The 22,239-nt window shown below is 66.2% G+C and carries 20 protein-coding genes and 1 pseudogene; 11 read left to right on the top strand and 10 right to left on the bottom strand.

Going from position 1 to position 22,239, the window contains the following annotated elements:
* Positions 1–1,784: 1,784 nt before the first annotated feature.
* Positions 1,785–2,486 (bottom strand): hypothetical protein, encoded by a 702-nt coding sequence (locus F624_RS0126480; protein ID WP_019577410.1) that lies wholly within the window; start codon positions 2,484–2,486, stop codon positions 1,785–1,787.
* 359 nt (positions 2,487–2,845) lie between these two features.
* Here F624_RS0126480 and F624_RS0126475 point away from each other — a divergent pair, with 359 nt between their 5' ends.
* The 6 genes from F624_RS0126475 (at position 2,846) to F624_RS0126450 (ending at position 7,995) form a co-directional block, all read left to right on the top strand.
* Positions 2,846–3,268 carry a GNAT family N-acetyltransferase gene (locus F624_RS0126475; protein ID WP_019577409.1) on the top strand — a complete coding sequence of 141 codons (423 nt, stop codon included), beginning with the start codon at positions 2,846–2,848 and terminating at the stop codon, positions 3,266–3,268.
* A 169-nt stretch (positions 3,269–3,437) separates the two neighbouring features.
* A complete protein-coding gene (locus F624_RS0126470; RefSeq protein WP_031256386.1) occupies positions 3,438–4,043 on the top strand; it encodes a LysE family translocator in 606 nt (201 codons plus the stop codon).
* A 13-nt stretch (positions 4,044–4,056) separates the two neighbouring features.
* Complete coding sequence (locus tag F624_RS0126465) at positions 4,057–4,869, top strand: AraC family transcriptional regulator (protein ID WP_031256384.1); 813 nt, start codon at positions 4,057–4,059, stop codon at positions 4,867–4,869.
* A gap of 183 nt (positions 4,870–5,052) precedes the next feature.
* On the top strand, positions 5,053–6,435 hold the full coding sequence (locus F624_RS0126460) for an NAD-dependent succinate-semialdehyde dehydrogenase (protein WP_019577406.1): 1,383 nt from the start codon (positions 5,053–5,055) through the stop codon (positions 6,433–6,435).
* 60 nt (positions 6,436–6,495) lie between these two features.
* Positions 6,496–7,395, top strand: coding sequence for an oxidoreductase (locus F624_RS0126455; protein WP_051107524.1), 900 nt, complete (start codon positions 6,496–6,498; stop codon positions 7,393–7,395).
* A gap of 96 nt (positions 7,396–7,491) precedes the next feature.
* Positions 7,492–7,995, top strand: coding sequence for a hypothetical protein (locus F624_RS0126450; protein WP_031256382.1), 504 nt, complete (start codon positions 7,492–7,494; stop codon positions 7,993–7,995).
* A 17-nt stretch (positions 7,996–8,012) separates the two neighbouring features.
* Here the strand turns inward: F624_RS0126450 and F624_RS0126445 are convergent, their stop codons facing one another.
* Positions 8,013–8,234, bottom strand: coding sequence for a hypothetical protein (locus tag F624_RS0126445; RefSeq protein WP_019577403.1), 222 nt, complete (start codon positions 8,232–8,234; stop codon positions 8,013–8,015).
* A 93-nt stretch (positions 8,235–8,327) separates the two neighbouring features.
* Positions 8,328–8,981: a BON domain-containing protein gene (locus F624_RS0126440; protein WP_019577402.1), complete on the bottom strand. Its 654-nt coding sequence runs from the start codon at positions 8,979–8,981 to the stop codon at positions 8,328–8,330.
* A gap of 538 nt (positions 8,982–9,519) precedes the next feature.
* Here F624_RS0126440 and F624_RS0126435 point away from each other — a divergent pair.
* The gene (locus F624_RS0126435; RefSeq protein WP_019577401.1) at positions 9,520–10,155 is read left to right on the top strand and encodes a VIT1/CCC1 transporter family protein; all 636 of its coding nucleotides are present in this window, start codon (positions 9,520–9,522) and stop codon (positions 10,153–10,155) included.
* A gap of 569 nt (positions 10,156–10,724) precedes the next feature.
* Here F624_RS0126435 and F624_RS0126430 read toward each other — a convergent pair.
* The 6 genes and pseudogenes from F624_RS0126430 to F624_RS36065 form a co-directional block, all read right to left on the bottom strand.
* Positions 10,725–11,708: a Bug family tripartite tricarboxylate transporter substrate binding protein gene (locus F624_RS0126430; RefSeq protein WP_019577400.1), complete on the bottom strand. Its 984-nt coding sequence runs from the start codon at positions 11,706–11,708 to the stop codon at positions 10,725–10,727.
* A 37-nt stretch (positions 11,709–11,745) separates the two neighbouring features.
* Positions 11,746–12,495, bottom strand: a complete 750-nt coding sequence (locus tag F624_RS0126425) for an SDR family NAD(P)-dependent oxidoreductase (RefSeq protein ID WP_019577399.1) — start codon at positions 12,493–12,495, stop codon at positions 11,746–11,748.
* Positions 12,496–12,518: 23 nt separating this feature from the next.
* Positions 12,519–13,202: a dienelactone hydrolase family protein gene (locus tag F624_RS0126420; protein ID WP_019577398.1), complete on the bottom strand. Its 684-nt coding sequence runs from the start codon at positions 13,200–13,202 to the stop codon at positions 12,519–12,521.
* A 37-nt stretch (positions 13,203–13,239) separates the two neighbouring features.
* Entirely contained in the window at positions 13,240–13,989 is a 750-nt protein-coding gene (locus tag F624_RS0126415) for a GntR family transcriptional regulator (RefSeq protein WP_031256377.1), read from the bottom strand.
* Positions 13,990–14,299: 310 nt separating this feature from the next.
* A complete protein-coding gene (locus F624_RS36070) occupies positions 14,300–15,151 on the bottom strand; it encodes a sigma 54-interacting transcriptional regulator (protein ID WP_245573743.1) in 852 nt (283 codons plus the stop codon).
* A gap of 385 nt (positions 15,152–15,536) precedes the next feature.
* Positions 15,537–16,199, bottom strand: a pseudogene (locus tag F624_RS36065) (PrpR N-terminal domain-containing protein); the annotation flags it as partial.
* 198 nt (positions 16,200–16,397) lie between these two features.
* Here F624_RS36065 and F624_RS0126405 point away from each other — a divergent pair.
* The 3 genes from F624_RS0126405 (at position 16,398) to F624_RS0126395 (ending at position 19,366) form a co-directional block, all read left to right on the top strand.
* Positions 16,398–17,378, top strand: a complete 981-nt coding sequence (locus F624_RS0126405) for a tripartite tricarboxylate transporter substrate binding protein (protein ID WP_031256376.1) — start codon at positions 16,398–16,400, stop codon at positions 17,376–17,378.
* A 61-nt stretch (positions 17,379–17,439) separates the two neighbouring features.
* Positions 17,440–18,306, top strand: a complete 867-nt coding sequence (locus tag F624_RS0126400; RefSeq protein WP_019577392.1) for an isocitrate lyase/PEP mutase family protein — start codon at positions 17,440–17,442, stop codon at positions 18,304–18,306.
* A gap of 52 nt (positions 18,307–18,358) precedes the next feature.
* On the top strand, positions 18,359–19,366 hold the full coding sequence (locus F624_RS0126395) for a Bug family tripartite tricarboxylate transporter substrate binding protein (RefSeq protein WP_031256374.1): 1,008 nt from the start codon (positions 18,359–18,361) through the stop codon (positions 19,364–19,366).
* A gap of 59 nt (positions 19,367–19,425) precedes the next feature.
* Here the strand turns inward: F624_RS0126395 and F624_RS0126390 are convergent, their stop codons facing one another.
* Positions 19,426–20,346: a LysR family transcriptional regulator gene (locus tag F624_RS0126390; RefSeq protein WP_019577390.1), complete on the bottom strand. Its 921-nt coding sequence runs from the start codon at positions 20,344–20,346 to the stop codon at positions 19,426–19,428.
* A gap of 179 nt (positions 20,347–20,525) precedes the next feature.
* Here F624_RS0126390 and F624_RS0126385 point away from each other — a divergent pair, with 179 nt between their 5' ends.
* Entirely contained in the window at positions 20,526–22,238 is a 1,713-nt protein-coding gene (locus F624_RS0126385; protein ID WP_084679697.1) for a DUF1302 domain-containing protein, read from the top strand.
* Position 22,239: the final 1 nt, after the last annotated feature.

The raw sequence follows: 22,239 nt of genomic DNA, 5'->3' as shown, positions 1-22,239 counted from the left end.
CTGGTTCTGGTTCTGGTTCTGGTTCTGGTTCTGGTTCTGGTTCTGGTTCTGGTTCTGGTTCTGGTTCTGGTTCTGGTTCTGGTTCTGGTTCTGGTGGGGCGGTTTGGTTCTGTTGGTCTTGATGCGCTTTGGGTATTCACGCGTGAATGACGTGTGAATGCGCCTGGTCTCTGTTCTGGCCTTTCTGTGTTGGGGCTGGCTATGTGTTGTGTGAAAGCTCTGCTTGGTGGGTATTCACGCGTGAATGCCTGTAGGGGGTTCGGGGTGCTTCCCTTTGTGTCGCGGGTGCTTGGACGAGCCCCTGCGGCCGGTCACATGCATGCAGTGCATGGGCTTGCTCTGAACGCTGTCGGTAGGGGCGCTGCCGGCGGCGTTGTGTGGATGCTGGGGCGATACGGAGGCTCGGTTCCTGTTGTGGGCGCGGGTCGTTGGGCGGGTTTTCCAAACCCTGCTGACTTAGGCCGGAGGTGTATGGCTGTGCCGGTGGCGTGTCTGGCTAGGTTCGCTTGACGGGATCCGATTGGTGCATCTACTTGTTGCGCGCTGCGTGGTGTGCAGACTGCGGTGGGGCTGGTGAAAGACATGAAAGTAGGGGCGTGGGCGCAAGGTAGTTCGCCGGAGGGCCGCGGGGTGCCTTTTGATGCGTTTTTGTGCTGTTTGTGCTCATTCGCCAACAAGCGCACATGCCAAGCCCTCGTCGATACGGCAAGGCGCTTTGCGGGTGTTGCATGCCCTCATGTTCTTCCGAGCCTGGCCGTCGATCGTTAGGACGACGTTGGCGTGCTTGCCAATGCACCTGAGCCGTGTTTCCCAGTTGTTGTCGTCATCCGGTCAGTGCGGGCGCTCAGCCTTGAAATGCCGGTGTGCCGCGATTGGCGCGACCTGTCTGCGGTCGCGGTGCCGACGGACTGTCGGCGCATCTTTGCCCTAGGCGTATCGGGTTCATGGCTGTCTTGAGTCCGCTGCGTCGATGTCAGTCTGCCGAGGCGGTGGCGCACTTGCTTGACAAGTAATGCGTGGTCACTTCACTCGATGCTTCTGTGAACTGAGGCAGCCCTCGGAGTCGCCAGCGCGCAGTCGGGTGTGGTGGGCCCGGTGGGAAGCTCCGGCGCTTTGCGGTGCTTATATAGAGACCAAGCCAACTTCCCATAGGTGCAAGCGCCTGACAGCATCGCCTGTAGCAGCCTGGGCCGTAGTCGGTCTCTTCAATGACTTCTTGGTGGTCTGGCGGTTTTGCCTGATGGCGGTAGCCTGGCATAGGCAGGGTGGGCATGCTGGGCTGTCTGATTGCATTGGCCGTCGGGTGCCGTCTGGCCGCTTGGGCCCAATGGGCTGCAAACAGCTCAAAACGCGCGGGAGGCATCGTCCACACAAAGGGGTAACGCTGACCCGTGAAATCTTGTGGATGAGATTCCGCGCCGTGCATGAGGGTCTCGTGAGAACAGGGTCTCTGCACAAGCCCTCTTTTTTTGATGCTCATTCAGTTCGGTGCTTTGCCCGAGCAGGGCTGGCGTGATCACCACACATCGCTCAGTGCATGCTGTCTTGCGCTCAGCTTGTCATCGTGGAATGTAGTCAATTCTGAGCTATTTGAAAGATTCGCTTATGCCGTGTATGCCGCTTCTTCCAGCTATTGCTGGAGGTGCCTGGCCTGCCTGATGCCGGTCACAGCGGTGCCTTCGTCGAATCAGGTGCAAGTGCCGGCCACAATCTCTTGTCGTCTACCTGGGTATGTGGTTTCAGTATTTATTTGATCCAATCGATGAAATTAAATCGATGGATCTTCAGGGCCTGCGCTGGCTGGCCGTCGAACTGGCCTCTTCAAGCTTGGCCTCAAGCCCGCCCACTCTGTCCGTCAAGCGGCTGATTCCTGCGGCGATCCGACTCAGTTCCAAGATCGAGTCGCCACCTCTGCCTTCCGCACCCCCTCCGCGATTCGACTTGAGTTCGGCAATCAGCTGCAATTGCATGGCATTGGATTCGTCGTACTTGCGCATCAAGGCCATCCTGGCGACCCTGAAGTCGGACGCGTCGCGTTGTATCTCGCGCAGGCTGCCCATCATTTGCTGAACCTGTTCGCTCAAGCTGTGCATCTGATCCTGAATGGCTTGGAAATCTGCCGCGGGCAGCGTCAGCATGGGGATTGCTGGGGGCGTCGGATCGGATTCGGTCGTGCGGGTTGCGCGTTCCCCACCTGTGGGGCCAAGGGCCGCCGTCACAGAACCGGCTGCCAGCGACGCCCCTGGTGCCCCCTCGGCGTCCTGGCGTGGGTGCCAGCGTGCAAGAATCAAACGCCTGGCAACCGCCAGATCAAACTTGACGCGGTGGCTTCGACCATCTTTTCCATGTTCGTACTGCCTCGCCGTGTCCAGAAGCCCCGCCGCGGCCCAGCGCTTGAGCGTGGCGATGGATGGTCCGTGCCCATTGAACTCCTGATCCAGGCGCTGTTGCAAAGCGGGCAGTGAGAGGTATCGAATTTGGCTCATATTGGAATCAATTGGGGATCATGATACCGAATCGTTGTCAGTCACGAAAGTTATCGTGAAACATTTCGCCAATTTCCAAGAAATGACATCGCAATACAAGGCTAAGTTATTGTTTTTTATAAACATTATTCTTGAGTGCGAGCAGGTCGTGAAACATCGACCGCAGACGGGCCAGGCCCCCTGTGCTCAGGTGGAATGAGCACCCAAGACGCCTAACGCCCCCCATGCGGCACACCGCCCCTGGAATCATGCCAACAGGCCTTCGCACCCCCCCATGCCGTACCGCCAGTCCAGGGATCAGCCTCAATGCCCTGTCCTACTCATCGGGCAGAATTCGCCCACATCCAAGCTGACCTTCCATGAGCGACCTCGCGATCTACACCCCCAGCGCCGAAGAAGTCCAATCGGGCGAACTGGGCCGGCGCCTGCGCCAGTTCAACTACCGGGTTGTGGGGGAGTACGGCCAGGTCCAGCCTGTCTGGCTCAGCGCCAAGAACGCCAGCGGCGCGTTGGTGGGCGGCTTGCGCGGCTATGTGTTTCTGCACTGGTTGAATGTGGACTTGCTCTTTGTGGACGAGGCTGTCAGGCGTCAAGGCCTGGGCCAGCGCCTGCTGACCACGGCAGAGCAAAAGGCCCGCGAGCTTGGCGCACATCATGCCAAGCTGGAGACCTTCGAGTGGCAGGCGCGCGAGTTCTACCTGAAGCAGGGCTACGAAGAATTCAGCCGCATCGACAACTACATCCAGGGCTTCTACCTGGCGTCCATGAAAAAGGCCTTGTAGACCTGGGGCGCCTGCGTTGCGCACTTCTCAAGCTCGAGTTGGCATGGGCATTCACGCCATGCCAACACTTGGGCAGCAGGCCGCTTGCTTTTGCAATTCCGTTCAATACGAAAGTCTGTGTGCGCCACACACTCCCGCCTCTTGAATCAAGATGATGGAGGGTTGGTCGATGGGCTTGCTTTTGATGGCGATGGGTAGCTTTGCCTTGGTCGGGGCGATCACCCCAGGGCCGGTCAACGTCCTGGCCCTGCGCCACGGCGCCGCTGCCAGGCGTGGCGTGGCGCTGGCCTATGTGCTGGGGGCCAGTCTGAGCTACGCATCCGTTGTCTGGCTCATGGGCGTGGGGGGCGAGCTCGTGCTGAGCAACCCAGGGGTCATGCAGGCGGCTCGCTGGGTGGGGGCCGCTTACATGTTCTACCTGGCTTGGCGCATCGCAAGCGCACCTCCCTCTGAGCTGAATGGCAAAGTGCCCTCCACACGGCGCTCTGGTCTCCAAACCCTGGTTGAGGGGGTTCTCACCCAGTCGCTCAATCCCAAGGCATGGATCGTTGCACTTTCTGGCGTCAGCCTGTTCGTGCTGCCGCAAGAGAACGTGCCGCAGGCTCGGTGGCTTTTTGTGGCCGTTTCCCTGCTGGCCTGCTTTGTGGGCGTAGGCAGCTGGGCCTGGGTCGGCAGGGCGCTGGCGCAATGGCTGACCTTGCCCGCGCGGCAGCGGGCATTCAACAGAACGATGGGTGCCGTGCTGGCGCTGTGCGTCATCGGCATGCTCGGATAATCTGGCGCTCGATATGCCTGCTGACAGCCAAAATCGAATCCACAGACACCCTGCTGCCCCTTGGGCAGAGCTGCGCGTCAGTGTGGACACGCTCGCCTGCTACCGTGCCCATTCCCACGATGAATACTCGATCGGGTTGGTCGATCAGGGGAGTGCCACCTTCCACCATCCCAGTGGGCCGCATGCCGTGAGAGCGGGCACCGCCGTTCTGATCGAACCCACGGTGGTGCATTCCTGCAATCCCTCGTCGCGCCAACGCTGGTCGTATCGCATGCTGTTCGTCGATGCGACGTGGCTGCACAAAGCGGTCGCGCAGGTCTGGAACATGTCAACACCCCCTGAGCACCTCGAGTTTCTCTCTCGCTGTGTCGACGATCCGGCTGTTGTTCAAAAGGTCAGCAGCTTTTGCGATCCGCTGGCTTCCGATGCTGCCGCATGCGCCTTGGCCGTGGAGCTGCCCGCATGGATCGCCACCTGGGCCCGCCCCGGGCGGGCGCAAGACGCCGAGCCTCTGCCCGTCGAACTCGCCCCGGCCCTTGAGACCTTGCATGCGCAGCTTGAGCGCAAGATCACGGTGGGGGAATTGGCCGCCCGCTGCAACATGCCGGCCTCGCAGTTCATTCGGCGATTCCAGCTCGCGCTGGACATGACGCCCGGCCGCTACCTGCAGAACCTGCGCATCAACGGCGCAAGAAGGCTCTTGTCCCAAGGCATGTCCCTGGCCGAAGCGGCGCACACCATGGGGTTCGCCGATCAGGCACACCTGCAGCGCACGTTCAAGGCCCACCACGCCATGACGCCCGGCAGCTACAGGCACAGGCCCTGAGGGGGCTGCCTCCGGCTGGCCACCGCCTCCCCGCCTGCCCAGGCCTTCTGGGTGCCGAAACGCACAGACCCGGGCCGTGCGCCAGGGGCAAGCTGGGTGTCGTTGGCCTCTGACTGCCCTCGCAGGCATGGGGCTCCGATCCATCCAACGGCCTCGCGCAGCCCTGGCCTGGGAGACGACACCGTGACCTACGAGAGCATCAACCCGAGCAATGGGCAGCTCATCAAGCGCTTTGAGCACCTCAGCCCTTCGCAGCTCGAAACCTCCCTGGCAAGTGCACAAGCCTGCTTTCAACAATGGAGGCACGCCCCTTACGCCGAACGCTCGGCGGTCATCCATCAAGCGGCGGCACGCCTGCACGCCCAGGCCGATGACTTCGCCCGCCTTGCCACCCTGGAGATGGGCAAGCGCGCCGTTGAGGCGCGGGGTGAGGCCCATTTCAGCGCCGACATCCTGAGCTACTACGCGACAAATGCCGAGGCCTTTCTGACGCCAACGCCGCTGCGGCCTCTGCTGGGCCAGGCGCACCTCGAGTACTCGCCCCTGGGCGTGCTGTTCTGTGTCGAGCCCTGGAACTTCCCGTTCTACCAGCTCGCCCGGGTGGCCGGCCCCCAGCTGATGGCGGGCAATGTGCTGGTCGTCAAGCACGCAGGCTGTGTGCCCCAATGTGCCATCGCCTTCGAAAAGCTGCTGCTGGACGCAGGTGCCCCGGTGGGCGCCTACACCAACCTGTTGATCACGCATGAGCAATGCAATCAGGTGATCGACGACCCGCGGGTGAAGGGCGTTGCCCTCACCGGCAGTGTGGCCGCAGGCCGTCTGGTGGCCGCACGGGCGGGGCAGAACCTGAAGAAGTCGACCCTGGAGCTGGGCGGCAGCGATGCCTTCATCGTGCTCGACGACGCCGACCTCGACCTGACCATCCCCTGGGCCGTCTGGGGCCGCATGTACAACAGTGGGCAGACCTGCTGCGCGGCCAAGCGTTTCATCGTGCTCGATTCGGTGGCTGACGAGTTTCTGGCCCGAATCAAGGCCGCCTTCCAGGCCTTGAAGGTCGGTGACCCGATGGACGATACGACCACCCTGGGCCCGCTGTCGACCGAGGCCGCCTTGCAGCAATTGCTGGCCCAGGTGGGCACCGCGGTGAAAGAGGGCGCCAGCCTGCTCATGGGGGGGCAGCGTGTGGACCGGGCCGGCGCGTTCATGCAGCCCACCATCCTCACCGACATCCGACCGAGCAACCCGGCTTTTCGCGATGAGTTCTTTGGCCCGGTGCTGTCGTTCTACCGGGTTCCAGACGAAGGGGCTGCGGTGGCGCTCGCCAACGATTGCGACTTTGGCCTTGGCGGTTCGGTCTGGACCCGGGATGAAGCCCGCGGCAGGCGCCTGGCCAGCCAGATCGAGACCGGCATGGTGTTCGTCAACAACCTCCATTGGGCCGAAGCCGCCTTGCCCTTCGGCGGCATCAAGCACTCGGGCTATGGCCGCGAACTGGGCCACCTGGGCATCCAGGAGTTCATCAACAAGAAGCTGGTGCGCACCGGAAAATTTCCGTCACCAGCCTGACCGCCGATCGCACCAAGGCACCAAGCCCTCCCTTTGCAATCTCCCTTCCAGGACCGCCCCATGAACGTTGTCGACCCTTCCCCCCATGCCTCCCCATCCGCCTTGGCCACCCTGCCGCCCGTCTGGTTCATCACCGGCTGTTCCACCGGCTTTGGCCTGGCGTTGGCCAAGCAGGCCATCCAGAAGGGCTACCGCACGGTGATCACCGCACGCAACCCCTCCCGCCTGCACGGCTATGCCGCCACCGACCAGGTTCTGGTGTTGAAGCTGGACGTCACTCAGCCCGATCAGGTGGCTGCCGCGGTGCAGGCCGCTCAGACGCAGTTCGGTGCCATCGACGTGTTGGTCAACAACGCCGGCATAGGCTACTTCGCCGCCGTCGAAGAAGGCGAAGAGCCTGAGGTCCGAAAGATGTTCGAGGTCAACGTCTTCGGCCTCAGCCGCATGGTCCAGGCCGTGCTGCCTGGCATGCGCAAGCATCGGCGCGGCTGCATTGTCAACATCGCGTCCCTGGCCGGCCTTTGCGGCATGCCGGCGCTGGGCCAGTATTGCGCCACCAAGTTTGCCGTCGTGGGCCTGTCCGAGGCCCTCCGGCGAGAGGTCGAGCCGCTGGGCCTCCATGTGCTGGTGGTCGAACCCAGTGGCTTTCGCACCGACTGGGCCGGCCGCTCCGCCCCTGAGAGCGCGCTCCAGATCGACGACTACCAGGCCACCGCCGGCCAGGTGCGCCTGCAGGTGCGGGCCAGTTCGGGCCAGCAGGCGGGCGACCCTGTGCGCGCCGCCCAGGCCATCCTCCAGGCCGTGGCTTTGGATGTGCCGCCGCACCACCTGCTGCTCGGCAACGATGCCTTCGAGGGCGCCATCCAGCAGGTCGACACCTTGCGCCGCGCCTTCATGGCCGGCGAATCCGTGGCCCGTGGTGCAGACGCGCCACCGGTCCCCGGCAAGGCCCTGGTTTGATGTCGTTCACGGGCTGGGGCATGGCCGCGCAAGGCGGGTCTTCGCCGGTCAGTTCCGGGGCTGACGTGGGCAGGGGGCTCCTACACTGGGCTCACCATGCCCACATCCAGCCCCACCCCTGTCCTCCCTGGCGAGCCCGCTTGGGACATCACCTTCACCCGCTTGACCCGGCTCGTGCTGCCGGGGCTCGAGGCCTGCATGCAAAGGCTGGCCGGCCGCTTCCAGGCCATGGGCCTGGGCTGCCACACCAGGGTGGCGCAGACACCCCGTGGCGTGTCGGTCTTTCTGGCTTTGTTGGGCCCCAGGGGTTTGATCGGCATTGTCGACATGACCCTGGTGGACGGCCAGGCGCTGGGCCAGGCGGCGAGCCCAACTGCGGCGCTGGTGCCGTGGGCTGCGCTCGACCTGCGCCTGCTGGACGCCTGCGGCGATGTGGTGGCGCCCGACCTGGCCCGCCATGCGCCTGCCCGCGTCTTCCATGACGCCTCAGGCGCTGCGAACGCGATCACTCCGGCGCATCTCGCCCCGATGTTGACGGCGGTCTACCTGACGGCCCTGGCCCTGTTCGATCTGCCCTGCGCCGAGCCCCGGCCCGCCTGACATGGGGCGCTGCCCCGTCAGTCGAGCAGCACCAGATGGCCATGGGTCTGCGCGGTCTCCACGGCCTGAAGAGGCAAAGCCGCAGAGCTTTGTCCGTTGGCGCCCCAGATGATGTCGATCCAGGGCTTGTCAAGAATCTCCACCAGGCACGGCCCGATGGGAATGTGCTGCATGCGTCCGTTGCCGGCCCGGTAGGCCACCGGTTCGGTGATGCGGGCACAGTGTGTCGTGATGTCCATGACCCCTCCCTGCAGGCTTTGCTGCCGATGTGTTGTGGGCGGTGGCACCGCAATGCGGTTCAAGGCATGGCGGCGCCTTGGGTGCCCCCTGGTTCAATCGACCAGGGTCAGCTTGTCCACCACGTTGCGCACGCCTGCAGCCCCCCAGGCAGAGCGCGTGGCCAGATCGCGTTCGGCCCAGCTGTGCACGGTGCCGCTCAGGGTCACGTCGCTGCCTTTCACTTCAACGGCAATGCTCTCGGCGTCATCTGCGGCGCGGCGCTTCAGTGCGGCCTCGATGTCCGACTTGACCACGCTGGCCGACAGCGAAGGCCGCAAGCCGATCTGGTTGCTCACGCCGATCACGCCCACCAGGTTGCGCACGCATTCGGCGGCCACCTGGCGCTGGTACTGCCACTCCACATCGCCCGACAGCGTGAGCCAGCCACCCTCCACCAGTACCTTGATACCGTCTTCTGGCAAAGAGCCGGTCCAGTTCAGGATGTTGCGCGCCGACTCGGCAATGTCGGCATCCGTGCGCTTGACCAGGCTCGTGAGCTTGACCGTCATTTCGACGGCCAGGGCCTTCACGCCATTCACCTTCTGCGTGGCGCGTTCGGCGTTCCACTTCTCGGCATAGCTGCTGACCTCTCCGGCCAGGGTCACGATGCCGTTCTTCACCTCCACGCCGATCTGCGTGGCGTGTACGTCGGGGGCCCACTTCAGTTCAGCCATCACGTCTTGCTGCAGCTGCGAATCAGTCTTCATGGTCGTCTGTCCAGTTGGTTGAGGAGGCTTCAGCCTGAGCACTGCCTGCGGCCGGGTCTGTGCGACATCCCACCTCGCGGCTGCATCTTCATGGGTGCGCCATGTGCCCTGGCGCACCGTCTGGCCCTCGCGGCAGGCCTAGGCTGGGGGTGGTGCAAGTGCCGATCGCCTGTGTGACGGCTTGCCCTCATCGATTGGAGAACGCCATGCGCCCCAAGAACCCAGGCCCTGCCTCAGCAGCAGAACCCGCTGTGCCATCCCCGGCAGCGTCACCCGCTTCCGGTCACGCCCCAGCCCGCCCCTCCAGGGCGCCACCCCGGCCCCAATCGCCTCCGACCGAGCCCACCGAGGTGCTGGGCCGCCACCAGAACACCGGGCAGAAGGACCACAAGGGCGCTCGATGAGTCGCCGCTGGCAGGCGGGGGCAAGGGCGACGGGACAGGCAGACCCTAAGCCGCACCCAAGCTGGCACCTGCCCACAGCGCGGCGCCATGCCGAGCAGCACCACAACGATCGCATCGGCTGGCTGCGGGCCGCCGTGCTGGGGGCCAATGACGGCATCGTCTCCACCGCCAGCCTGGCGCTGGGTGTGGCCGCCGCCGGCGCAGAGCACCGCACCATCCTCCTGAGCTGTGCCTCGGGGCTGATTGCGGGGGCGATGTCAATGGCCGCCGGCGAGTTCGTGTCCGTCCACTCGCAGCAAGACACCGAGAACGCCGACCTGGCGCGCGAGCGCGCCGAACTCAAAAACGACCCGGGCGGCGAGCAGCGCGAACTCGCCGGCCTGTATGTGGCCCGGGGACTGGCCCCGGCCCTGGCCGATCAGGTGGCGGCCCAACTGATGGCCCACGACGCCCTGGCCGCGCATGGCCGCGATGAGCTGGGGCTGGACGCAGCGGCCCGCGCCCGCCCCACCCAGGCCGCCCTGGCCTCTGCCGCCAGCTTCACGGTCGGTGCGGCCTTGCCGATGGCCGTGGCCGCCGCCGCAGCGCCCGCCCAGCTGATCTTCTGGGTCGCGCTGACGTCCCTGGCCTTTCTGGCGGCCTTGGGCACGCTCTCGGCCTGGGCAGGCGGTGCGCGGGTGTGGGGCGGCATCGCTCGCGTCACCTTCTGGGGCGCGGCCGCCATGGCCGTCACGGCCGGTGTCGGGGCCTGCCTGGGGGTGGTGGCGTGAGCTGCGTCCGCCAGCACACCCATGCTCACGGCCCACGGTAGGCCACTGGGTCGTTACTGCGGCCGGGTCCATCCGGGCTGCAGCGGCCTGCAGTGGCCAGGCGGGCCCATCGTCCAAAGTCCCCCAAAGTTTGGGCGCTGGCGGGCTTTCTGTGTGCGAGGGTGTTTCCGAAACGGCCGGTCGAGCGCCGAGCACCAAGTGGACATCCGAATTGACTCAGCGTATGGGGCAGAGCTCCGGCCTGCGAATGGCTGAATGACCTTGCGATCCGCTCCCCAACGGCATATGAGGTGCCCTCGGACGAACTGGAATGGCGCATGCGTCAGTTCAACGACCGGTTTGTGGGGAAGCAGGGCCAGGTCCAGCCAGGCGTGACCGCAACCAGGGAGTCCATCGGGCGAGCGCTCATGAACAGTCATTTTTCCGCCCTGGGCAGGCCAGACCTGGCCTGCCCAGCATCCCCACCCTAAAAGACGGCTTTGCGACACCTTGCAGGCCGCTGAGTCCGCGACTGCGCCAGGTGCCAGGCGGGTGCTTCCCTCAGGGCGGGGCCAGTTGCAAGCCCTGCCTCAGGAATCTGCTGTGAAGCCGATCTTCTTGACCAACGGGCCCCAGCGCAAAGCCTGGCTGCGTTGGGATTCCGCCATCTCCTCGGGGGAGGAAGGGGTGGGCACCAGGCCCACGCCGGCCAGCGAGTCGATCACGGCCTTGTCCTGCAGGGCGGTGCGCAGGCTGGTGTTGGCTGCCTGCACCAGCCCGGCCGGGGTCTTGGCCGGGGCATAGAGGCCGAACCACTCCTCACTGGTCAGGTTGGCAAAGCCCTGCTCCGAAAAGGTTGGCACCTCGGGGGCAAAGGTCGAGCGCCGGGTCCCTGACGTTGCCAACAGGCGCAACTTGCCGGCCTTGTAATGCGGCAGCAGGTCGCCCGTCGTGGTGAACATCACCGCCAATTGGCCTGCAACCAGATCGGTGATGCCAGGAACGGCGCCCCGGTAGGGCACCTGGGTCAGGGGCAAATGCGATTCGATGCCGAGCAAGGCGCCCAGAAAATGCGAGGTCGAGCCGGCGGCCGGTGAGCCATAGGTGTTGTGCTGGGGGTTCTGGCGCACCCAGGCCACGTAGTCTTGGACGTTCTTGACGCTGGCTGGCACCAGGGGCCCGACCGCCATGGCCTGGGTGGTGGTCGCGGCGATGCCCACGGGGGTGAAGTCGGCCACCGGGTCGTATCCAAGCTTCGAGTAGACGAAGGGGTAGATCACCATGCACGAGTAAGGCGTGCACAGCAGGGTCTGGCCGTCCGCAGCGGCAGCCTTGACGACGGTGCAGGCAATCTGGCCACCGGCGCCCGAGCGGTTGTCCACGATGGCCGTCTCGGCGAAGCTGCCGCCCATTTTCTCGGCCACGCGACGGGCCACCAGATCGGTGGTGCCGCCTGGGGCGAAGCCGACGACGAGCTTGGTGGACTTGAGTCGCTCAGCCCATGCCGGGTGTGCCAGCCAGGGGCTGAGGCTGCCGGCGGCTGCGGCGCGGAGGAGGTGTCTGCGAGTGGTCATGGTGACTCCTGTTGCGGGGGTGGAAAGACAGAAAACACTACGAGGCGCAGTAGCCGCCATCGACCGCGAGAGTGACCCCGGTGATGCAGCTCGCCTGCTCCGACGCCAGGAAGGCCACAGCATGGGCCACGTCCTGGGGGCTGACAGTCCGACCCAGCGGGACCCGGGCGAGAAAGGCCGCCAAGGCCTTGGGGTCGCGCCGTGTCGACTCGGTCATGTCGGTTTCCGTGATGCCGGGCGCAACGGCATTGACCCGGACCCCATCGGCTCCCAGCTCCAGGGCCAAGGCTTGGGTCAGCTGCTTGAGGCCGCCCTTGGACGCGGTATAGGCGGCTGAATTGCGGATGGCCACCAGCGCATGGACCGATGCGATGTTGACCAGATTGCCCGCCTGCCGCCGCAGCTGTGGCACATAGGCCCGGGCCAAGTGGAAGCAGCCACTGAGGTTGACCTGCAAAGTCCGGTGCCATTGCAGCACGGCATCGGCGTCGTCGATCGAGCCACGCAGCAGGATGCCGGCATTGCTCACCAGGACGCGGCAATCGCCCAGCTCACGGGCCGTGGCCGCCGCCAGTTCCTGCATGGACTGTTCGTCGCTGACATCGGCCACATACGGGCGCACCTGCCCTCCCTGCCGTTCGAGCGAGCGGGCCGCCAGTGCCAGTTGCGGGCCGTCGACATCGGCCATGGCGACCCGGGCCCCCGCCCGGGCGAAGGTGGAGGCGATCGCCAGGCCGATGCCTTGGGCTGCCCCGGTGACCACGACGGTCTGGTTCTGGAACTGCATGGGGTGCTCCGCGGCGCCGGGCCTCAGGCGCGCAGAAAAGCCAGGGTGCGTTGTCGGGCCAGCTCAGCCGCTTCGGCCTGGAAGTGCTCGCCATCGGGGCGGGCGAATGCGTGGTCGCAACCGGCATAGATGTGGACCGGCATGTCCTGCTGCAGGCCCGCGCGCCGCACGATCGTGTCCCGTGCCTCGGCTGGCACGAAGGCATCGTTTTCGGCGATGTGCAGCAGGCAGGGGGCCGATTTCACGGGGGTGTCGGGAATCAGGCCTTCCAGGCCCACACCGTAATAGCTCACACTGGCGGCAATGGGGGTGGTCAGCGCCATCATCACGGCCAGGCGGCCGCCCAGGCAGTAGCCCAGCGCGCACACGGGCCGCTGGGCGTCCTGGCGGGCCAACCATTGGCGGGCTGCATCGAGATCGGCCACGGCGCGTTCCTGGTCCAGCCCCTGCATGAGCGTCACCCCGCGCTGGAAGTCCGCCGGCAGGCGGGGATCGAGTTCGACCCCGCGTTCCTGGCGAGCAAACAGATCGGGGCACAGAACCTCGAAGCCTTCGGCAGCCCAGGCCTGCGCCGCTTGGCGCATGGCCCCATTGATGCCGAAAATCTCCTGGATCAGGATCAGCGGCCGACCCGGCCCGGTGGGGCAGGGCACATGCAGGGCGGGGAGGTGTAGACCGTCGTCGGTCAGAAGTTCGATGGTGTTCATGGGTTCTCCTTGAGAGTGCGGGTGCGTTGCGGGCGCCTCAGCCCGGCTCGCGTTGGGTCTGGATCTCGATCGAGATCAGATCGGGGTTGTGAACGGAGCGGACGTACTCGATCAGCGTCCCGTCCGCTGCCGTCAGCCAGGCCTGGACCTGCAGGCCGGCTGAGCCCACCGGCAGGCCCAGGACCCGGGCCAGAGGCTCGTCCAGCACGCAGGCGCTGATGCGGTGGGCGATGCCATGCACGCTCAGACCGTAGACCTGCTCGACCACCTGATAGACCGAGTCCACCTCCTGCTCCAGCAAGGGGGCGACGCCGGCGAACTTGTTGTCCAGAAAAACCTGGGTCCAGGTCGAGAGGGTGTTCGAGCCGCGCAGATGGCGGACCCCGGTCACCGCCAGCCAGTGGCCCGTCACGCTTTGGTGATCGCGCAGGCCTTCGTCGGGCGTGCCCTGGACGGTGGCCAACCCGGTGACACGCAAGGCGGTCTGACCGGCCAGGCGCAGGATGTTGTCCAGGTTGTCCATGCGCTGGGTGTAGCGCTTGGCCATGTCCTGGGCGATGACCTGGGTGCCGAGCTTTCTCACCCGCCGGATCACGCCGCCTTTTTCAAGAATGTCCAACGCCTGGCGCAGCGTCACGCGGCTCACGCTCAGCAGTTTGGCCAGGTCCACCTCTTTGGGCAGGACCGAACCCACGGCCCACTGACCGGCCTGGATCTCTGAAAGCAGACGTTCGCTGACCTGCCGGTACAAGGGCTCCGAAGTGTTATTGGATAGGTCTTTATTCATAGGTTAGAACTTATTCTAGGTTCAAAACAGAATTGCGCAAGCCCCGATGGGGCCTTGATGGAGGACCAAGGCGGGGGTGTCAGCTGCAGAGATGGACGAGGCCACGGTGCTGAGCGGGCAGGGCAGGGAGCGCTCCGGCGCGTTGCCCGGGCCTTTGTTGAGGTGTCGGTGCCCGGGACGGGGGCTCAAAGCCGAAGGCCCGTCATGGGTTCGAACACATGGGCTGCGGGCGCGCCTTGTGCATGTGCGCAGCGGCGCTGAGAAGGGCTGGGTGTGAGGGCCTGGGTGTGAGGGGCCAGCCCCGTGGGCTTCATGGGCCGGCTTGCCGGGGGCCCTGGTTCAGCCATCGCCACAGCGTGGCCCGGCTCACGCCCAGGGCGCGGGCGGCGTCCTGGTGGCGGCCCCGATGCTGTTCCAGGGCTTGGCGGGCAAGCGTCGCCCGCTCGTCGGGGTGAGCCGTGCCATTCGAGCGGCTGCCTGGCGTGGTTCTGGCCGGCACCAGGGACGGGCGGGGCCATAAGTCAGCCAAGGACGCCCAGCTCACCGTGTCGGGGCTGGGCGCGCCACGCAGTGCCACTGCCAGCCGGTCCATGAGATTGCTCAACTCCCGCACATTGCCGGGCCATGAATGGCCTTGCCAGGGCGGGTTGGCCCGTCGCAGCACTTCGGCCGCGGGCCAGGCCAGACCCTGGCGGCGCAGACTCTGGCCCAGCAGCGCCGTGGCCAGCCGGTCCAGATCACCGGCCCGGTCGCGCAAGGGCGGCAGCGCCAGGCGCAGCACCTCCAGCCGGTAGTAGAGATCGGCCCGGAAGCGGCCCTGCTGCACCCAGTCGTGCAAGGGTTGGTGAGTTGCCGCCAGCACCCGCACATCCACCGGGATCGGCGCAGCCGCCCCCAGGCGCTGGATCTCGCCCTCCTGCAACACCCGCAGCAGCCGGCTTTGCAGGTGCAGGGGCATATCGCCGATCTCGTCGAGAAACAGGGTGCCGGTGTGGGCCCGTTCGAACAGGCCGCGTCGGCCGCCGCGCCGGGCCCCGGTGAAAGCGCCGTCCTCGTGGCCGAACAACTCGCTTTCCAACAGGCCCTCGGGCAGGGCAGCGCAGTTGACCGCCACAAAAGGTCGGCCGGCACGCGGGCCGGCGTTGTGCAGGGCCTGGGCCATCAACTCCTTGCCGGTGCCGGTCTCCCCGGTGATCAGCACCGGCAACTCGGTGGGGGGCAAAGCGCCGCGCCTCGGCGCAGGCCACGCGCCAGGGCGGGCTGTCGCCGATCAGGTCCTCGAAGCGATGCCGGGCGCTGCGCTGGTCCTCGCGCTGGCGCATGCGCAGGCGGTTGTCGGCCTCGTGGATGGCGGTGGCCGCATACAGGGTGAGCGTCGCACCGATCACTTCGCCGGCATCTTCCCAGGGCATCAGGTTGGCCACCCAGTCGCGTTGCTGCAGTCGCAACACGCTCTGGCGGGCCTGCAATGGCACGCCGACGGGCCAGTCGAGTTCGGGCCAAAGGGCCTCCAAGCGCCCCTGTGGCGCCTGTGCACCCTGCCAGCCCAGCGCCTTGAGCATGGCGGGGTTGGCGGCGATCAGCCGGCCCTCGCGGTCGGCCGCCAGCACCGCGTCTTGCAGGTGGTGCAGCACCCCGTGGATCTGCGCATGCCGGCGGCTCTCCAACTGCCGGACCCGGGCCAGATCGAGCCCGTTTTCAAACCCCTGGCGGATGCTGTCCAGCGAGTAGGCCAGGATGCCCTGCAGCCCCAGTTCGCGGGCCAGTTCGAGGACCAGGCTTGAACCCACCACCACCCGGTAGCCTTCGGCCCGGAACGAGGCCAGCGTCTGGCGTGCGTCCTCCGGTGTCCGGTAGGCGCGCTGGCGCACCTCGATGTTGAGCAAATCCTTCACCGAGTCCAGCTCCGGAATGGTGTGCCCATAGGTCAGGATGCCCACGCGCCCGGTGCTCCTGCGGGCCTCGATCAGGGCCTGGAGGATGTCAAAGCCCGTGAGCTGGATGGTGGCCACCGGGGCCTGCAGATGCTGGCGCAGCAGGCTGGCGTTCGATCCTGCGCTCACAAAAACATCGACGCTGTCGCGCGCCAGCCGCTCGCGTGCCAGGTCCAGCGTGCGCTCGAAACTGCCCTCCACCACCTCGATCTCCGCGCGTTGCCGGTACTCCGCCAACACGGGCTGCGCCCGCTCGCCGATGGCCCGGTAGCTCATGAAACAAAGACGGGGCAGGGCCATGGCATTCCTCGCAAGGTGTTTCATCCATTGTTGCAATGATGTTTCATGCGACATGAAGCGCAGGTGACAGCTTCCTGAAAACCCTGTTGTGACAAGCACTTGCGTCCACGCAAGGGCTGGCACAAGCCCTGCAATCCGGGCAGGCAGCACGCTTGCCAAAAAAAGGAGACAAACATGCCGCCCAGCGGATTTCATCGGCGCGCCCTGCTGCTCGCCGCAGCGGCCGGATTGCCCGGCCTGGCCTTGGCCCAGACACCCACCCCAGCCGGCCGCTGGCCGAGCAAGCCCGTGACCATCGTCGTGCCCTACTCGCCCGGGGGTGGCACCGACATCGTCGCCCGCACCGTGGCCCAGCGCCTGTCCGAGCTATGGGGCGTCTCGGTCATGGTCGACAACCGCACCGGGGCCAATGGTGTGATCGGCTCCCAGTACGTGGCCAAGCAGGCCCCTGACGGCCACACCCTGCTGATGGTGGTGGGCTCGCACGCCATCAACCCCGTGCTCATGAAAGTCCTGCCTTACGACACCCCCAAGGCCTTCACCCCCATCACCCGCCTGGCTGATTCGCCCATGGTCCTGGTGGTCTCGGCCAAGGCTCCTTACAAAGATCTGCGCGAGCTGCTGGAGGTGGCCCGCAAGGAGCCCATGGCCGTCGGCTACTCGGAGGGGCAAACTCGCCTCACCGGAGAGTTGATGCGCCAGGCCGCCCAGCTCAAGACCGAGGGCGTGCCCTACAAGGGTGGGGCGCCCATCATGGTCGACATCATCGGCGGCCACCTGCCGCTGGGCGTGACCAGTGTGCTCACCGCATTGCCCCATGTGCAGGCCGGCAACCTGCGCGTGATCGGCGTCGCTGCCGCCGAGCGCATGCCGATCTTTCCCGAGGCCATGAGCTTTCGCGAACTGGGCCTGGGCCAGGTCGAGTCTCTGAGCTGGTACGGGCTGTTCGGCCCGGCCGGCCTGCCGCCGACCCTGGTGGCGCAGATCAATGCCGACCTGCGTCGCATCACCTCCGACCCGGCCCTGCAAAAGCAGATGACGTCCCAGGGCGCCCAGGTGGTGCTGACCCCGCCCGAGGAGTTCGCCCGCTTCCTGCAGGCCGAGACCGCCAAGTGGGCCCAGGTGGCCCAGCGCGGCGGCATCCAGGCCGAATGAACGCGCTGATCCACCCACCCCGAACCCGTTCCATCCAACTTCACCGATTCTGAAAGCCACCATGACCGCTTCCATTGCCCCACTCAAGCAACGACTCTCCCAACCCGGCCTGGTGATCGCGCCAGGCGTGCACGACATGGTCTCGCTGCGCCTGGCTGACAGCCTGGGCTTCGAGGCGTTGTACATGACCGGCTTCGGCACCGTGGCATCCCACCTGGGCCTGCCCGATGCAGGCCTGGCCACCTACAGCGACATGCTGGGCCGGGTTCAGGCCATGGCGGGCATGGCCCGTACACCCTTGATCGCCGATGGCGACACCGGCTACGGCGGTCTGCTCAATGTGCAACACACCGTGCGCGGCTATGAAGCCGCCGGCGCGGCCTGCATCCAGCTCGAAGACCAGGAGTTCCCGAAAAAATGTGGCCACACGCCGGGCCGCAGGGTGGTGCCCATGGAGGACATGGTGCGCAAGATCCGCGTCGCCGCCGAGGCCCGCCGGTCGAGCGACTTCCTGATCATCGCGCGCACCGATGCGCGCACCACCCTGGGCCTCTCGGAGGCCTTGCGGCGTGCCGAGGCCTACGCCCGTGCCGGTGCCGACATCCTGTTCGTCGAGTCCCCCGAGAGCGAGGAAGAAATGCGCACCATCGGGCGCAGCTTCGATCTGCCCCTGCTGGCCAACATGGTCGAAGGCGGGCGGACCCCGGTGCTGAGCCAGGCGGATCTGGAGTCCATCGGCTACAAGCTCGCCATCTTCCCGGTGACCGCCCTGCTGGCGGCCACCCAGGCCATGCAGGCGGTCTACCAGGGCCTGCGCCGCCAGGGCTCGTCAGCCCGTGGCACAGTGCCCCTGATGCCGTTCAGTGACCTGACCCAGCTCATGGGCTTCCAGGCCGTGTGGGACTTCGACAAGCGCCATGCCGAATGACCGCCGCCGCCCTCAACGCATCGGCCACAGAACCCGTCCCGGAGAACCGATCATGACGTGCACTCCCCATGCCCGCCGCCCCTGGTTGACCCGCTGCCTGGGAGCCGCAGCCGCGCTTGGACTGAGCCTGCTCCAGGCCCCCGTGCTGGCCCAGGAGTCGGCCTGGCCCAGCAAGCCGATCCGCCTGGTCGTGCCCTTCACCCCCGGAGGGGTGACCGACACCAGCGGCCGCCTGATCGCCGAGCACCTGGGCCGCCGCCTGGGCCAGCAGGTGGTGGTTGACAACCGCCCGGGTGCCTCGGGCAACATCGGCACCAGCCTGGTGGCTCAGGCCGCCCCCGACGGCTACACCCTGGTCCTGGGCTTTGACGGCACCCTCGTCATCAACCCGCATGTCTTTGCCAAGGTGCCCTTCGACACCCTCAAGGATTTTGCCCCCGTGGGCAAGATCGGGGATGCGGCGCTGATCCTCGTGGCCCATCCCGGGGTGCCGGCCAAGACCCTGCAGGAGGTGATAGCCCTCTCGCAAAGCCAGGCCGGCGGGCTGTCCTACGGTACCTCGGGTACCGGGGGCACGCCGCACATCGGGGGCGAGTTGCTGGCCCAGCGCACGGGGGCGCGCCTCACCCACGTGCCTTACAAAGGCGGCGGCCAGGCCCTGACCGATGTGCTGGGTGGCAGCATACCTCTGGTCTACACCGCGGTGGCCGGGGCGCATGGGCATGTCAAGTCTGGCAGGCTGCGCGCCATCGCGGTCTCCAGCCTGCAGCGCAGCGCGGCCCTGCCGGAGGTGCCCACCTTCATCGAATCGGGTGTGCCTGATTTCACGGTCACCTCCTGGGTCGGCCTGCTGGCCCCGGCACGCACCCCGGCTCCCGTGCTGCAGCGCCTGCACGTCGAGTTGCAGGCGGTGCTCAACGACCCGGTGGTCAAGGACAAGCTGCTGGCCATGGGCATCGACGCCAGTCCGGGCACGCCCGAGCAGTTCGCCGAACAGATGCGCCGCGACCTGGCACGCTACGGCCAGGTGGTCAAGGCTGCCAACATCCGCCTCGACTGATCCGCGCCGCACAGCCTGTTGCCGAGCCCGCATGGCCTGCGGAGGTCCTGAGCGAGCGCTCAGATCCCTGGGCCCAGGTCCATCCTGACCGCCGCCGCCAGCAGGGTCTGGCGCAGCCACAGCAGGCCCGGGTCCTTGGAGCGGTGCTTGTGCCATTGCATCACCTGTACCATGGGCGGAATCGGCAGGGGAGGGGCCAGCAGCCGAATCGGCAGGTGGCGGCTGGCCTGCAGGGCCAGGCGCCGGTGCAGCGTGGCGATGCGGTCCGTGCCCACCACCAGGTGGGGTGCGGTCATGAAGCTGAAGGTCGACACCTCCACCCGCCGTTCCACCCCGTGGCGCCGCATGAAATCGGACTCCAGCGATTGCCCGCCCGCCGGCGGCTGCATGATCACGTGGCCCGCGGCCAGGTACGAGTCCAAGGTCAGCTCGCGGTCGCGGAAGCGGCCCTGGTTGCACACCGCGCACACAAAATCGTCCAGAAACACGGTGTCGGTCGGGTGGTCGGGCGAGCAGAACTCTTTCGGAATCACCAGCAGGTCGGCCTCGCCCTGTTCCAGCGCGCGCTGCGGCTGTTCCACCTGCGGCATCAGGTGAAAACGCACCCGCCGGGCCTGCTCATGGGCCAGCACCATCAGGTGCGGCATCAGGGTGCTCAGCGAGTAGTCCGACACAAAGATGCGGAACTCGCGCTCCGAGCGCATGGGGTCGAACTCGGGCTGGGCCGTGATGGTGGTGTCCACCCGCATCAGCACATCGCGCACCGCTTCCTTCAGCACCTCGGCGCGCGGCGTCAGCTCCATGCGCCGTCCCACCTGCACCAGCAGATCGTCGTCGAAGTACTCGCGCAGCCGGGCCAGGGCATTGCTCATGGCCGATTGGCTCAGGTGCTGGCGTTCGGCGGCCCGGCTGATGCTGCAGGTGCTCAGCATCGCGTCCAGGGCCACCAGCAGGTTCAGGTCCAGTTTGTTGAAACGCATCGTGGGGGCCGGGGCTGCACCTCAGTGTTAACCCCTTAGGTATTCATGAGATCGATATCTTAGATGGATTGAAACCATTTTACGAATGTGTCTCGTGTTCGTAACCTTCGTGTCAGCGATCGGTGAAGCCGGTCACAGCCTCAGCAAGAAGGCCCCTGAAACCCACGGAGACAAACACGATGCACCTCAGACCTCAGCGCCTGCGCTTGCGCACGGCATCGACGCGACTGCCTTTACAACGGCCCTTCCAACTGCGTTCCCGACTGCCCTTGATGGCCCTGCCGATGTTGCTGGCCCAAGGCGTCCACGCCTTGGAGCTGGACACCGGCAACGACGACCTCAAGATCCGCTTCGACAACACCGTCAAAGCCAGCACCCAATACCGCCTGCAAGACGCCAGCCCGGCCCTGGTCAACAGCACCCGCCAACTGGTGCCGGGCGTGGCCGCTTCGGCCTTCCCCCAGGCGCTGAACTTCAACGCCGGTGACGACAACTTCCGCAACAAAGGCATCGTCTCCAAGCGCCTGGATCTGTTGAGCGAGCTCGACGTGGTGTACCGCAAAGACCTGGGCCTGCGCGTCAGTGCCGCGGCCTGGTACGACGCCTCCTACAGCGGCAGCACCGCCGCCACCGATGTGGCCAACGGCCAGGCCGTCTACAACCAGTTCTCCAGCGCCACCCGCGACCTGGCCGGCCGCAAGGCCGAGGTGCTGGACGCCTTCATCTTCGGCGCACTGCCGCTGGACAACGGCAACAAGGCCACCGGCCGCCTGGGCCGCCATGCCCTGCAGTACGGCGAAAGCCTGTTCTTCGGCGACAACGGCATTGCCCGCGCCCAGGGCCCGATCGACATCTGGAAGCTGATGTCCTCGCCCAACGCCCAGTTCAAGGAGATCATCCGCCCCGTGCCCCAGGTCTCGGCCCAGGTGCCCCTGTCGTCCGATGTGTCTGTCGGTGGCTACTACCAGTTCCGCTGGGAGGCCGATCGCATGGCGCCGGCCGGCAGCTACTTCAGCAGCGTCAACAACGCCTGGGGGGGCTCAGGGCTGAATGAAGTGGTCGGCACCAGCGTGTTGCGGCCCGGCTCGGATGTGCGCCCGCCCAACAGCGGCCAGTTCGGCGCCCAGCTCAAGTGGCGCCTCGAAGAGACCGACCTCGGCTTCTACGCCGCGCGCTACCACGACAAGGCTGGCCAGCTCTACTCGCAGCTCAATGTGACGGGCGGGCAGGGCAACTGGTACTACGTCTTCCCGGATGCCGTCAAAACCGTGGGCGCCAGTGCCAGCCGCTCGCTGGGCAACACCAATGTGTCGGTCGAGACCTCGCTGCGCACCAACATGCCGCTGGTCAACAGCAACATCGTCTATGCCAATGTGGCCCCCGCGGGCACCCTGGCCACGGGCAAGACGGCCCACCTCAACCTGTCGTGGATCAGCTCGCTGGGCCCCAGCTTCCTGTACCGCGAGGCCAACTTCCTGGGCGAAATCGCCTGGAACCGCGTGCTGAGCAAGAACGACCCCCAGGGCCACCTCGATCCGCTGCGCAGCCGTGACGCCACCGCGCTGCAGATGGTCTTCAGCCCCAGCTACCGCCAGGTGCTGCCGGGCCTGGACCTCAGCGTGCCCGTGGGCCTGCGCTATGTGCTGGACGGCAACTCCTCGGTCACCGGTCTGGCCTGGGGCCCCAAGGGCACGGGCTCGGCCACCCTGGGGCTGGAGGGAACCTACCAGGGGGTATGGCAGTTCGCGCTCAACTACACCCGCTTCCTGGGGGGCGCTGCGCCCTTCGTCAACTACACCCCGCTGCTCACCGGCGGCAGCGCCACCTACACCACCGGCAACCCCCTGGGCGACCGCGACTTTGTCTCGCTGTCGGTGCGCCGGACCTTCTGAT

It is taken from the genome of Curvibacter lanceolatus ATCC 14669 (genome assembly GCF_000381265.1).
In the GTDB taxonomy this organism is placed as follows: Bacteria; Pseudomonadota; Gammaproteobacteria; order Burkholderiales; family Burkholderiaceae_C; genus Curvibacter; species Curvibacter lanceolatus.
This window is presented reverse-complemented; position numbering and strand designations above follow the sequence as displayed.

Coding starts and splice junctions, on each gene's coding strand:
- F624_RS0126480 (WP_019577410.1), bottom strand. CDS start 2,486: ATGAGCCAAATTCGATACCTCTCACTGCCCGCTTTGCAACAGCGCCTG.
- F624_RS0126475 (WP_019577409.1), top strand. CDS start 2,846: ATGAGCGACCTCGCGATCTACACCCCCAGCGCCGAAGAAGTCCAATCG.
- F624_RS0126470 (WP_031256386.1), top strand. CDS start 3,438: ATGGGCTTGCTTTTGATGGCGATGGGTAGCTTTGCCTTGGTCGGGGCG.
- F624_RS0126465 (WP_031256384.1), top strand. CDS start 4,057: ATGCCTGCTGACAGCCAAAATCGAATCCACAGACACCCTGCTGCCCCT.
- F624_RS0126455 (WP_051107524.1), top strand. CDS start 6,496: ATGAACGTTGTCGACCCTTCCCCCCATGCCTCCCCATCCGCCTTGGCC.
- F624_RS0126450 (WP_031256382.1), top strand. CDS start 7,492: ATGCCCACATCCAGCCCCACCCCTGTCCTCCCTGGCGAGCCCGCTTGG.
- F624_RS0126445 (WP_019577403.1), bottom strand. CDS start 8,234: ATGGACATCACGACACACTGTGCCCGCATCACCGAACCGGTGGCCTAC.
- F624_RS0126440 (WP_019577402.1), bottom strand. CDS start 8,981: ATGAAGACTGATTCGCAGCTGCAGCAAGACGTGATGGCTGAACTGAAG.
- F624_RS0126430 (WP_019577400.1), bottom strand. CDS start 11,708: ATGACCACTCGCAGACACCTCCTCCGCGCCGCAGCCGCCGGCAGCCTC.
- F624_RS0126425 (WP_019577399.1), bottom strand. CDS start 12,495: ATGCAGTTCCAGAACCAGACCGTCGTGGTCACCGGGGCAGCCCAAGGC.
- F624_RS0126420 (WP_019577398.1), bottom strand. CDS start 13,202: ATGAACACCATCGAACTTCTGACCGACGACGGTCTACACCTCCCCGCC.
- F624_RS0126415 (WP_031256377.1), bottom strand. CDS start 13,989: ATGAATAAAGACCTATCCAATAACACTTCGGAGCCCTTGTACCGGCAG.
- F624_RS36070 (WP_245573743.1), bottom strand. CDS start 15,151: ATGGCCCAGGCCCTGCACAACGCCGGCCCGCGTGCCGGCCGACCTTTT.
- F624_RS0126405 (WP_031256376.1), top strand. CDS start 16,398: ATGCCGCCCAGCGGATTTCATCGGCGCGCCCTGCTGCTCGCCGCAGCG.
- F624_RS0126400 (WP_019577392.1), top strand. CDS start 17,440: ATGACCGCTTCCATTGCCCCACTCAAGCAACGACTCTCCCAACCCGGC.
- F624_RS0126395 (WP_031256374.1), top strand. CDS start 18,359: ATGACGTGCACTCCCCATGCCCGCCGCCCCTGGTTGACCCGCTGCCTG.
- F624_RS0126390 (WP_019577390.1), bottom strand. CDS start 20,346: ATGCGTTTCAACAAACTGGACCTGAACCTGCTGGTGGCCCTGGACGCG.
- F624_RS0126385 (WP_084679697.1), top strand. CDS start 20,526: ATGCACCTCAGACCTCAGCGCCTGCGCTTGCGCACGGCATCGACGCGA.